Origin of the sequence: Paraburkholderia caffeinilytica (genome assembly GCF_003368325.1) — a bacterium.
GTDB classification, from domain to species: Bacteria; Pseudomonadota; Gammaproteobacteria; order Burkholderiales; family Burkholderiaceae; genus Paraburkholderia; species Paraburkholderia caffeinilytica.
Genome location: NZ_CP031467.1, coordinates 4306256 through 4318180 on the forward strand (window position 1 = coordinate 4306256; position 11925 = coordinate 4318180).

Annotated in this window: 8 protein-coding genes; 2 read left to right on the forward strand and 6 right to left on the reverse strand. The window is 64.2% G+C overall.

Features of this window, described 5'->3' with window-relative positions:
* Nucleotides 1-68: 68 nt before the first annotated feature.
* A complete protein-coding gene (locus tag DSC91_RS35565; protein ID WP_115783637.1) occupies nucleotides 69-1370 on the reverse strand; it encodes an FAD-dependent oxidoreductase in 1302 nt (433 codons plus the stop codon).
* Nucleotides 1371-1663: 293 nt separating this feature from the next.
* Here DSC91_RS35565 and purL point away from each other — a divergent pair, with 293 nt between their 5' ends.
* Nucleotides 1664-5749: a phosphoribosylformylglycinamidine synthase gene (gene purL / locus DSC91_RS35570; RefSeq protein WP_115783127.1), complete on the forward strand. Its 4086-nt coding sequence runs from the start codon at nucleotides 1664-1666 to the stop codon at nucleotides 5747-5749.
* Between the two features lie 300 nt (nucleotides 5750-6049).
* On the opposite strand, the gene DSC91_RS35575 is transcribed toward purL, so the two are convergent.
* From DSC91_RS35575 to DSC91_RS35595, 5 genes are all read right to left on the reverse strand, one after another.
* Nucleotides 6050-6829 carry a peptidylprolyl isomerase gene (locus DSC91_RS35575; RefSeq protein WP_115783128.1) on the reverse strand — a complete coding sequence of 260 codons (780 nt, stop codon included), beginning with the start codon at nucleotides 6827-6829 and terminating at the stop codon, nucleotides 6050-6052.
* Nucleotides 6830-6840: 11 nt separating this feature from the next.
* Complete coding sequence (locus DSC91_RS35580; protein ID WP_115783129.1) at nucleotides 6841-7155, reverse strand: BolA family protein; 315 nt, start codon at nucleotides 7153-7155, stop codon at nucleotides 6841-6843.
* Nucleotide 7156: 1 nt separating this feature from the next.
* Nucleotides 7157-7687 carry a septation protein A gene (locus DSC91_RS35585; RefSeq protein WP_115783130.1) on the reverse strand — a complete coding sequence of 177 codons (531 nt, stop codon included), beginning with the start codon at nucleotides 7685-7687 and terminating at the stop codon, nucleotides 7157-7159.
* A gap of 286 nt (nucleotides 7688-7973) precedes the next feature.
* Nucleotides 7974-8396 carry a peptide-methionine (R)-S-oxide reductase MsrB gene (msrB, locus tag DSC91_RS35590; RefSeq protein WP_115783131.1) on the reverse strand — a complete coding sequence of 141 codons (423 nt, stop codon included), beginning with the start codon at nucleotides 8394-8396 and terminating at the stop codon, nucleotides 7974-7976.
* 90 nt (nucleotides 8397-8486) lie between these two features.
* The gene (locus tag DSC91_RS35595) at nucleotides 8487-10043 is read right to left on the reverse strand and encodes a protein adenylyltransferase SelO (RefSeq protein ID WP_115783132.1); all 1557 of its coding nucleotides are present in this window, start codon (nucleotides 10041-10043) and stop codon (nucleotides 8487-8489) included.
* Nucleotides 10044-10164: 121 nt separating this feature from the next.
* Here DSC91_RS35595 and DSC91_RS35600 point away from each other — a divergent pair, with 121 nt between their 5' ends.
* Nucleotides 10165-11850, forward strand: a complete 1686-nt coding sequence (locus DSC91_RS35600) for a 3-(methylthio)propionyl-CoA ligase (RefSeq protein ID WP_115783133.1) — start codon at nucleotides 10165-10167, stop codon at nucleotides 11848-11850.
* Nucleotides 11851-11925 lie beyond the last annotated feature (75 nt).

Genomic DNA, 11925 nt, shown 5'->3' on the forward strand with positions numbered 1-11925 from the left:
TTGGGCAAGGCGAGGACGCGTTGTGAGCCACTATGGTAGTGCCGATATGCTTCGGGCGGGCACGCCATTTACGACTGGAATCGGTCCGCGCGCAGCGCAGCCAGGGTGTCCGCGGGGACGTCGGGCGTCTTGCCCGAGATCAGGTCGGCGATCAGTCTGCCCGCCCCGCAGGCCAGGCCCCAGCCGGCAGGCCCGTGGCCGGCGTTCACGAACAGACGCGGATGAAGCGCATTGCCGACCACCGGCAAACCGTCCGGCGACAGCAGTTTCACGCCTTCCCACGGCAAGGCCGCGGAGATCCGGGCCGCGCCCGGGATCCAGTCGTGCGTCGCCTGGCCCAGCAGCGCCAGCGCTTCCTTCGTCAACGCCTCGCCCAGCGGTTTGTCGATCTGGCCGGCGCTCTGCAAGACCGCACCGCCCGCCACCCGCAGCCGATGATTCATGCGGCTGACCGTAATCCGCTTGACGGAGTCGACAATCGCGACGTGTGGAGCGCACTCCTCATGCGCGATCGGCGCCACCAGGTTGTGCAGGCGCAGCGGGTGCAACGGCAGCCGCAGTCCCAGGCGTTCCAGCAGCGGCAGACTGCCATGACCCGCGGCGACGACGATTGCATCGGCGTTGATCACGTCCACTTCGCGCGAACGCGATGCCGTGCCCGGTCGCGGCGCCAGTTCCACCGCGGCGCGCTGACCCTCGAGGCGAATCGCCGAGACTTCGCAGCCCAGCATGAATTGCACGCCGCCTTGCGTATCGAGAGTCTGCTTGATCAGTTTCGCGAAAAGCGGGCAGTTGGCCGTGCGCTCGTGGTCGAACAGCACACCGCCGGCGAATTCCGGCTCGGTCCGCACGGAGTGCTCGAACGCAGCGCATTCAGCCGGCGTGAGCACATGGTGCGGGACTTCGTACTGGCGCAGCAGATCGAGCGCGGTCTGGGTCTGCTGCCATTCCTGCGCCGAACGCACCAGATAGAGCAGGCCGCTCGCCTGTTCGAATTCGAGCCCGAAGCGCGCTTCGATGTCGGCCATCGCCTCACGCGACGTTTCGATCAGCGGACGCAGCCGCGCATACTGGCGGCTGAACGCCTCCGGCTCCTGCAAAGCGGCCAGTTGCCTGACGAACTGGCGCGCCGGCCCGTTGAAGCCGGCCTTGCTGATCACGCCGTTTTTGGCGCCCTGGCGACTCGCCATGAAAGTCGGGCCGAACCAGACGTCGAGCGGGGTCGGCAGCACGGTGCCGCCGTGCCCATAGGTCGCGCCTTGTGCGACCGTTGCGTGGCGCTCGACGACGCATACCCGATGACCGGCGGCGCGCAGCTGATAAGCGGTGGCGACGCCCACAATCCCGCCGCCAATGACGATGACATCCATGATCTGATTCGATTTGCCGGCGGGACGCCGAAACGCCGCGTTCCCGTTTAGCGTGGCATGCGGCGCGTTGCCCGGCATTGCTCAGGCCGCTCGCGCCGATCTGGTGAAAGGGCGAATGATAGCAGTCAAAGCGACGGCCCGGCCACGCAGATCCCGCCAAAACCCTGGTGCGAAGCCCATTGGAGGCTCGTTCCCGGGGTATAATCCCGGACTTCCTTTCCGCCTCACGTCGCCTCCACGCGCGGCTCATCGGCATCACTCATCGGCATCATTAGCGACGCAACGTCAAGTCCATGGCCCACTTCTCGTGTTTCCCCGGCGCTTCGGCCCTTTCCGATTTCCGTCAAACCCGCCTGCTCGAAACGCTCACGCGCATCGATCCCAACATCACGGGTGTGCGCGGCCAGTATCTGCACTTCGTCAACGCACACACGCCGCTCTCAGTGGAAGACAACGCGAAAATCGAAGCGCTGATGCACTACGGCGATCCGTTCGAAGAAACCAGGGAACGCGGCACGGCCGAAACCTTCCTCGTGGTGCCGCGCTTCGGCACGGTGTCGCCGTGGGCCAGCAAGGCAACCGATATCGCCCATCTGTGCGGTCTCACCCAGGTGCGCCGCATCGAGCGCGGCGTCGAATACACGGTTACGCTGAAGAGCGGTCTGCTGGGCGGCAAGAAAGCGCTCTCCGACGAAGCACGCGAGGCTGTGGCCGCGGCGCTGCACGACCGCATGACCGAGAGCGTGTCGCCCTCGCGTGACCACGCGCTGCATCTGTTCGACGAACTGCCGGCCAAGCCGTTGCAAACCGTCGACGTATTGAGCCACGGCCGTGGCGCGCTGGAAGCGGCGAACACGGAACTGGGCCTCGCGCTCGCCGACGACGAAATCGACTACCTCGTCGACGCCTTCACGAAACTCGGCCGCAACCCGACCGACGTCGAGTTGATGATGTTCGCGCAGGCCAACAGCGAACACTGCCGTCACAAGATCTTCAACGCGGACTGGACGATCGACGGCGAGAAGCAGGACATCTCGCTGTTCAACATGATCCGCAACACCGAGAAGCTGAACCCCCAAGGCACGATCGTCGCGTATTCGGACAACTCGGCGATCATGGCGGGCGGCGTGGCCGAGCGCTGGTTCCCGCGTACGCCGGCTGAACCTGGCGACAACGCGCTGCCGGAACATTACCGTCGCAACGTCGAACTGACCCACACCTTGATGAAGGTGGAGACGCACAACCACCCAACCGCGATCTCGCCGTTCCCGGGCGCCTCGACCGGTGCGGGCGGCGAAATCCGCGACGAAGGCGCGACGGGCCGCGGCGCGCGTCCGAAGGCGGGTCTGGCGGGCTTCACCGTGTCGAATCTGGAACTGCCTGACGGTGTCGAGGCATGGGAAAACGCCCGTGACGCCGCGCAGCCGCTGGCTCACCGGAATCCGGACGACAAGCACGAAGCGTATGGCCGCCCGGACCGCATCGCGTCGCCGCTGCAAATCATGATCGACGGCCCGCTCGGCGGCGCCGCGTTCAATAACGAATTCGGCCGGCCGAATCTGGGCGGCTATTTCCGTGCGTATGAGCAGAACGTCGCGGGTCTGGTGCGCGGTTATCACAAGCCGATCATGATTGCCGGCGGCATCGGCAATATCTCCGATCAGCACACGCACAAGCACGATCTGCCGGAAGGCTCGCTGCTGATCCAGATCGGCGGTCCGGGTATGCGCATCGGCATGGGCGGCGGCGCCGCCAGTTCGATGGCGACCGGCACCAACACGGCCGAACTCGACTTCGACTCGGTCCAGCGCGGTAATCCGGAAATCGAGCGCCGTGCGCAGGAAGTGATCAACGCATGCTGGCAGCTCGGCGAGAAGAACCCGATTCTGAGCATTCACGACGTGGGCGCGGGCGGTCTGTCGAACGCGTTCCCGGAAGTGGTGGATGGCGCCAGCAAGGGCGCGATTTTCGATCTGCGCAAGATCCAGCTGGAAGAGAGCGGCTTGTCGCCGCGCGAAATCTGGTCGAACGAAGCGCAGGAGCGCTACGTGCTGGCCATCGCGCCGGCCGATCTGCCGGCCTTCCAGGCCATGTGCGAGCGCGAGCGCTGCCCGTTCGCGGTGGTCGGCACGGCAACGGCCGAGCGCCAGCTGAAGGTGATCGACTCCGAACGGAATGGCGACGCCGCGCACGAGCCGGTCGACATGCCGATGGAAGTGCTGCTCGGCAAGGCGCCGCGCATGCATCGCGACGTCAAACGCGTCGAAACGAAACTCGAACCGGTGGACGTCACCGGTATCGCCTTGTCCGACGTGGCAGTGAGCGTGCTGCGCCACCCCACGGTCGCCAGCAAGTCGTTCCTGATCACGATCGGCGACCGCTCGGTGGGTGGCACGACCGCGCGCGACCAGATGGTCGGTCCGTGGCAAGTGCCGGTGGCCGATGTCGCCATCACGACGATGGACTACGCGGGCTTTCGCGGCGAAGCCATGACCATGGCCGAGCGCACGCCGCTCGCCGTGATCGACGCGCCGGCGTCGGGCCGCATGGCGGTCGGCGAGGCGGTCACCAACATCGCGGCGGCGCCGATCGCGTCGCTCGACAAGCTCAAGCTGTCGGCGAACTGGATGGCCGCATGCGGTGCAGCCGGCGAAGACGCGGCGCTGTACGACACCGTCAAGGCCATCGGCATGGAACTGTGCCCGGCGCTCGGCATCAGCATTCCGGTGGGCAAGGATTCGCTGTCCATGCGCACCAAGTGGGAAGACCGCGGCGTCGCGAAGGAAGTCGTCGCGCCGGTCTCGCTGATCATCTCGGCGTTCGCGCCGGTCGAAGACGTGCGCAAGCACCTCACGCCGCAACTGCGCCGCGCGAACGAGGTGGGCGATTCCGTGCTGATCGCGATCGACCTTGGCCGCGCGAAACATCGCCTGGGCGGCAGTATCCTCGCGCAAGTCACGCAGCAGGTCGGCGACACGGTGCCGGACGTCGACGATCCGGAAGACCTGAAGCGCTTCTTCACCGCGATCCAGTCGCTCAATAGCGACGGCAAGCTGCTCGCATACCACGACCGTTCGGACGGTGGCCTGTGGGCGACGGTTTGCGAAATGGCGTTTGCGGGTCATGTCGGCGTGTCGCTGAACGTCGACATGCTGGTGCTCGATCCGAACCACGAGTCCGATTTCGGCGACGCGAAAGACTGGGCGAAGCAGACCAGCGGCCGCCGTGAAGACCGCACGATCCGCGCGCTCTTCACCGAAGAACTCGGCGCTGTCATTCAGGTGCGTGCGGCGGACCGCGACGCGGTGCTGGGCGCGTTGCGCGAACACGGTCTGTCGGCATGCTCGCACGTGATCGGCAAGACCAACGAGCGCGACGCGATCGAAATCTATCGCGACGCCAAGAAGATCTACGAAGCACCGCGTACCGAATTGCATCGCGCGTGGAGCGAAGTGAGCTGGCGCATTTCGCGTTTGCGCGACAACCCGGCTTGTGCCGATGCCGAATTCGACGCGCTGTCCGACGCCGCCGATCCGGGCATCTCGCCGGTCCTCACGTTCGATCCTGCTGACGACGTCGCCGCGCCGTTCATTGGCAAGGGCGCACGCCCGCGTGTCGCGATCCTGCGTGAGCAGGGCGTGAACTCGCACCTCGAAACGGCGTATGCATTCGACCGCGCCGGCTTCGACGCGCACGACGTGCACATGAGCGACCTGCTGGCCGGCCGCGCCAACCTGGCGGATTTCGCCGGTGCGGTGGCGTGCGGCGGCTTCTCGTACGGCGACACGCTGGGTGCCGGGGAAGGCTGGGCAAAGGCGATCCGCTTCAACTCGCAACTGGCCGATATGTTCGCCGCGTTCTTCGGCCGCGACGACACGTTCGCGCTGGGCATCTGCAACGGCTGCCAGATGATGAGCAGTCTCGCGTCGATGATTCCGGGCGCCGAGGCATGGCCGAAGTTCACGCGCAACAAGTCGGAAAAATTCGAAGCGCGCTTCTCGCTGGTCGAGGTGCAGGCTTCGCCGTCGATCTTCTTCGCCGGCATGGAAGGCTCGCGCATTCCGGTGGCGATTGCGCACGGCGAAGGTTACGCGGACTTCTCGCAGCAAGGCGATGCATCGAAGGTGGCGGTGGCGATGCGTTACGTCGATCACCGCGGGCAGGCGACGGAACAGTATCCGTTCAATCCGAACGGGTCGCCGAACGGCATCACGTCGGTCACGACGCCGGATGGCCGCTTCAGCGTGCTGATGCCGCACACCGAGCGTGTGCATCGCGCGGTGCAGATGAGCTGGCATCCGGAAGGCTGGGGCGAAGGCAGCACGGACGCAAGCCCGTGGCTGCGCGTGTTCCAGAACGCACGCCGCTGGCTGGGTTGATGGTGTAGTGCAGGCTGCCGCGCCATCTATGTGCGGCAGCTTGGCTGTGCCATGGCCGCAATGTGATGCGGGCGCGTGAGCTGGCAACGACGGCGGCCATGTGCGAGGCATGGCTCGCAGTCGCAATCAAACAGACGACGCTCGATCCGTGTCCGCTCAGGTATGAAACAGCGCGATGCCTCCAGATCTAGTGTTTTTCGTATCCGCTCAGGTACGAAACGGTCATTCCCGACGCGCACGCAGAAACAAAAAAACCGCCCGAGGGCGGTTTTTTATTCCACAGCAGCAGCCAAAAAACGCTTATTGAATCTTCGCGTTCTTGCGCAGACCTTCTTCGAACGCCTGCAGCTTTTCCTGCTGGATCTGCTGCACGATCTGCGGACGCACTTGTTCCAGCGGCGGCGGCGTGATGTTGCGCACGTCGTCGACACGGATGATGTGCCAGCCGAATTGCGTGTGCACCGGCGCGTCGGTCATCTGGCCTTTCTGCAGGTGCGTGGCCGCGTCCGCGAATTCAGGCACATAGGCCTTCGGGTCCGACCAGTCCAGGTCGCCGCCGTTCTTGCCCGATCCCGGGTCCTTCGAGAACTGCTTGGCGAGGTCTTCGAAGCTGGCGCCGGCCTTGATCTTGGCGATCAGATCCTTGGCTTGCTGTTCGTTGTCGAGCAGGATGTGGTGCAGGTGGTACTCCTTGCCGCCCGCGTCCTTGATCAACGCGTTGTAGCGCGCGGTGACTTCGGCGTCGCTCGGCGCGTTGTTCTTCACGAAATCTTCGATCAGCGCGCGCAGCACGACGGTTTGTTGCGCGACGGCGATTTGCGCCTTGATGTCCGGACGAGTCGGCAAGCCGCGGCGCAGTGCTTCCTGCATCAGGATTTCGCGGTTCACCAGTTCTTCGCGCACGGCCATTTGCAGTTGCGGCGTGTTTTGCTGGCCTTGATGAACCAGTTGATCGATCAGCGCATCGGCGCGTGCTTTCGGAATCGGCGTGCCGTTCACGACGGCGATGTTCTGTGCGAATGCAGGTGCGGCCGCAAAGGCGGCCAGCAATACCCAAAGGCGGGTTTTCTTCAAGGTCATCGAAAGGTTTCCTAGCGGGGCAACAAAGCAAATTCTTCGGGCGTATACGCCGTGATTGCAAGGGCGTGAATGCCGCGCTGCATGGCATCGGCCAGCGCATCATACACCATGCGATGCCGCGCCACGCGGGCCTTGCCGGTGAATGCGGCCGCCACGATCGTGACAGAGAAATGACCGCCGGCGGAGGCGCCGGCGTGGCCCGCGTGCTGCGCGCTGTCATCCGTGATCCGGATCGAGGCAACCGGCGCGAGCGCCGCGGTGAGGCGCGCCTCGATCAGCGCGGCGCGCTCGGCGGTGGTGGCGTGCATGAACACATCGCTCGTCATGTCATTCTTCCTTCATATACTTCGACAGCCACAAACTCTGTCCGACGATGAACACCACCAGGCACCCGGTGGCGCCGAACAGCTTGAAATTGACCCACTGGTCGGTCGTGAAGTGATACGCCACGAACAGGTTCACCAGCCCCAGCAGCACGAAGAAAATCGCCCAGACGATGTTCAGCTTGCCCCAGATCGCGTGCGGCAGCGTGATCTGCTTGCCCATCATCGCTTCGATCAGGTTCTTGTTGAAGGCCAGTTGCGAGACGATCAGCGCGACCGAAAACGCCCAGTAGAGCACGGTCGGCTTCCATTTGATAAAGGTGTCGTTGTGCAGCACGAGCGTCGCGCCGCCAAATACGGTAACGACGCCGAGGCTCACCCACAGCATCGGATCGACCTTGCGGTGGCGGAATGCCACCCACGCGATCTGCACCAGCGTGGCGACGATCGCTACTGCCGTCGCCGTGAAAATGCCCCAGATCTTGAAGGCGACGAAGAACAGGATGATCGGGAACAGATCGAACAGGAATTTCATTATCTGGTCGGGGATTCGGAGAGTGGGTCGGAGAGTAGGTCGGAAAACAGGGACGCGGCGCGGGAGGCCCGTGGTGGTTGGCTGCATGAACCCGCCGCCGCTGGTGAGCGGTGCCGGGCAGTGTTGGCGGCCGCTCGTTGCCTGACGTTGCCTGCCTGCCGGCGGCGGGGTGTCCGGTTCGCAAGCGGGATGTAGGGTGCCGCGGCCGACGGGCGGATGATGCCGCAAGCGTGCATGGATGCACGGATGGCCCGCCGGCCGGCAACGCGCCGGACTCCGCACCGCGTTACTTGGGCTCGAATTGTAACGCAGCCGAATTGATGCAGTAACGCAGACCGGTTGGCGCCGGTCCGTCTTCGAATACGTGGCCCAGATGCGCGCCGCAGTTCTTGCACTGCACCTCGATGCGCAGCATGCCGTGCGTACGGTCGGTTTTCTCGGCGATCACCTCGCCGTTGATCGGCTTGAAGTAGCTCGGCCAGCCGCAACCGGCGTCGAACTTGGTGTCCGATTCGAACAGCGGCGTGCCGCAGCAGACGCAGTCATACACGCCGCGGTCCCAATGGTCGTGATAACGGCCGGTGAAGGGGCGCTCGGTGGCCGCGTGGCGCGTCACCTGGTATTCGATGTCGGAGAGCTGTTTGCGCCACTCGGCGTCGTCTTTCTGTACGGCGGGTGCGCCGGTGTTGAGGTCGTCGGGCTTGTTCATGATCGGGGTTCCTGTCTCGAGATTGTTTTGCGGCTGCTAAAGATGCCGGCGGTTCAGGCAGATTTCAGCGCTATCAAAGGCGTCGGCTCGTCACGACGAGCAACTTACTTCCAGCGAGCTGGCCCAATCCGGCGGCAACCCCGCATACGCTTCATTCTCCGGCTGTTCGTCGAACGGACGGCGCAGCACCGCGGCCAGACGTGCCACTTCGGAGAAATCCTTCTCTTTCGCTCGCCGGATTGCCGTTTCCGCCAGATGATTGCGAAGTACGAATTTGGGGTTCACCCGGTTCATTGCAATGGCGCGCAGAGCGTCGTTGCGTGTTTCTTCGGACAGGCGCGCGCGGTAGTCGTTCACCCACGCGTCGAACGCGGCGCGGTCGAGGAACAGGTCGCGCACCGGCGCGTCGCCGCTCGCGTCGTGCTTCGAAATACGCGCCAGATTGCGGAAGGTCAGCGTGAAATCCGCACGGTTGGCGTGCATCACTTCGAACAGGCGGTTGACCAGCGTGTCGTCGCCGTCGCGCTCGGTTTCGAGGCCGAGCTTGGCGCGCATGCGTTTCTCCAGCGCCGGCGCGAAGCGCTCCTTGAAGCCGCCGAGCACGCGCTGCGCGTCTTCGATCGCCTTGTCGCCGCGCACGCTTTCGTCATGCTGTTCGCCCAATAGCGGCAGCAGGCCTTGCGCGAGACAAAAGAGATTCCAGTACGCAATCTGCGGTTGCATCCTGTACGCGTAGCGGCCCTGCGAATCCGAGTGATTGCAGATGTAGCCCGCGTCGAAGCCGTCCATGAAGCCGAACGGGCCGTAGTCGATCGTGAGACCGAGGATCGACATGTTGTCGGTATTCATCACGCCGTGGCAGAAGCCGACCGCTTGCCATTCGACCATCAGATCGGCGGTCGAATTCACGGCTTCGTTCAACAGCGCGAGATACGGATCCTCGGCTTCGCGGCAATGCGGATAGAAGCGCTCGATCACGTGATCGGCGAGCGCGCGCAGTGCGTCGACGCGATCGTTCGAATAGAAATGCTCGAAGTGCCCGAAGCGCACGAAACTCGGCGCCACCCGCGTAACGACTGCCGCGGTCTCGACTTCCTCGCGGCGCACCGGCTGGTCGGAGCCGATCACGCACAGCGCGCGCGTGGTCGGAATGCCGAGATGATGCATGGCTTCCGAACACAGATATTCGCGGATCGACGAACGCAGCACCGCGCGGCCGTCGCCCATGCGCGAATACGGCGTGCGGCCCGCGCCTTTGAGCTGCAGCTCGAAGCGCCCACCGTCGTGTTCGACTTCGCCGAGACCGAGCGCGCGGCCGTCGCCGAGCTGGCCGGCCCACACGCCGAACTGATGCCCCGAATAGACCGACGCATAGGGCAGCGCCTCGGAAGGCCATTCGCGTGTGGCGTTGCCGGAGAACAGTTCGGCGAAGCCCGGATCGTTCTGGAGTCCCGGCTCTAAACCCAGCAACGCGGCGGTTTCTTCGGAGAACCCGACCACGTACGGCGCACTCAGCGGCGCCGCGGGCAGGCGCGTCAGAAACACGCTGCCGAGCCGCGCAAATGCACTTTCGGGCGAGGTGATCAGTGAGTCGGAAAGAGCCGATAGAGGCCCGGATAACCCTGCAGTGCTTGGGGAAAACGACATGTTGAGCGCCTCTGGATTAACCGATATTGTAAATCCGCGCCCGCGGAGCTGCAGGCCGGCTCTCAGCCCGACGTCCGAAAGCAACCACAATGACGCAAACAAGGTGAGGAGATCTCTCTTTATGACGACGCCGCTGCTTGGCCAGATGATGGACGTGCCGCTCACCGTGTCCTCGTTGCTCGCGCATGCCGCGCGGCATTTCGGCGACACCGAGATCGTGTCGCGGCGCATCGAAGGCGACGTGCATCGCTACACTTATCGCGACTGCGAGAAGCGCGCGAAGCAGCTGGCGCAGGCGCTGATCGCGCTCGGCGTCGAACCAGGCGAGCGGGTGGCCACGCTGGCCTGGAACGGCTACCGGCATCTGGAAGCGTATTACGGCACGACAGGCTTCGGCGCCGTGTGCCACACGATCAATCCACGCCTCTTTCCCGATCAGATCGCCTACATCGTCAATCACGCCGACGACGCCTACGTGCTGTTCGACACCACGTTCGCCGCGCTCGTCGACACGCTCGCGCCGCAGTGTCCCAAAGTGCGTGGCTGGATCGCCCTGGCCGACGAAGCGCATCTGCCGGCGATGCAAACGCCGGTGCTGAGCTACGAAACCTTGGTCGAAGCGCAGGACGGCCAATACGAATGGCCGCAGCTCGACGAACGTCAGGCGTCTTACCTCTGCTATACGTCGGGCACCACCGGCAATCCGAAAGGCGCGCTGTATTCGCACCGCTCGACAGTCCTGCACGCGTTCGGCGCATCGCTGCCCGACGCGATGAGCCTGTCCGCGCGCGACGCCGTGCTGCCGGTCGTGCCGATGTTCCATGTGAACGCGTGGGGCATTCCGCACGCCGCGCCGCTGACCGGCGCGAAGCTGGTCTTTCCCGGCAAGGATCTCGACGGCAAGTCGCTCTATGAATTGATGGAAAGCGAACGTGTCACGTATTCGGCCGGCGTGCCGACCGTATGGCTCGGCTTGCTCAACTACCTGCGCGAGGCGAAGGTGCGTTTCTCTTCGCTGAATCGCACGGTGATTGGCGGCTCAGCCTGTCCGCCGGCCATGCTGCGAGCTTTCGAGGACGAATACGGCGTGCAGGTGATCCATGCATGGGGCATGACGGAAATGTCGCCGCTCGGCACCTTGTCGAAACTGACGTGGGAACAGAGTCAGCGTCCGCTGGCGGAGCAGCGCAAACTGCTCGAGAAGCAGGGCCATGTGCTGTACGGCGTCGACATGAAGATCGTCGGCGAAGACGGGCGCGATCTGCCGTGGGACGGTGTGGCGTTCGGCGATCTGCACGTGCGCGGCCCCTGGGTGATCGACCGGTATTTCCGCAAGGACGATTCGCCGCTGGTGGACGGCTGGTTTCCGACCGGCGACGTCGCCACGATTGACCGCGACAGCTTCCTGCACATCACGGATCGCTCGAAAGACGTGATCAAGTCGGGCGGCGAGTGGATCAGTTCGATCGACGTCGAGAACGTCGCGATCGCGCATCCGGCGGTGGCCGAAGCCGCGTGCATTGCCTGCTCGCATCCGAAATGGACCGAGCGGCCGCTGCTGGTGATCGTCAAGCGGGCGGGTTTCGACGTGACGCGCGAGGAACTGCTCGCGTTCTACGACGGCAAGGTCGCCAAATGGTGGATTCCCGACGACGTGGTGTTCGTCGACGAACTCCCGCATACGGCCACCGGCAAGCTGCAGAAACTCAAGCTGCGCGACATTTTCCGCGATCACATCCTGCCGTCCGCGCTCGAAGACGAGAAGGATTGCCCCCTGAGCCCGCTTGCCAGGGGAAACCCCGCTTAGAAATAAAACAAACGAGAATTGAACGAGCGTGCTTTTTTGTGTATTCTGCCTGCTGACCCCGGGAAAGTCGAAAGA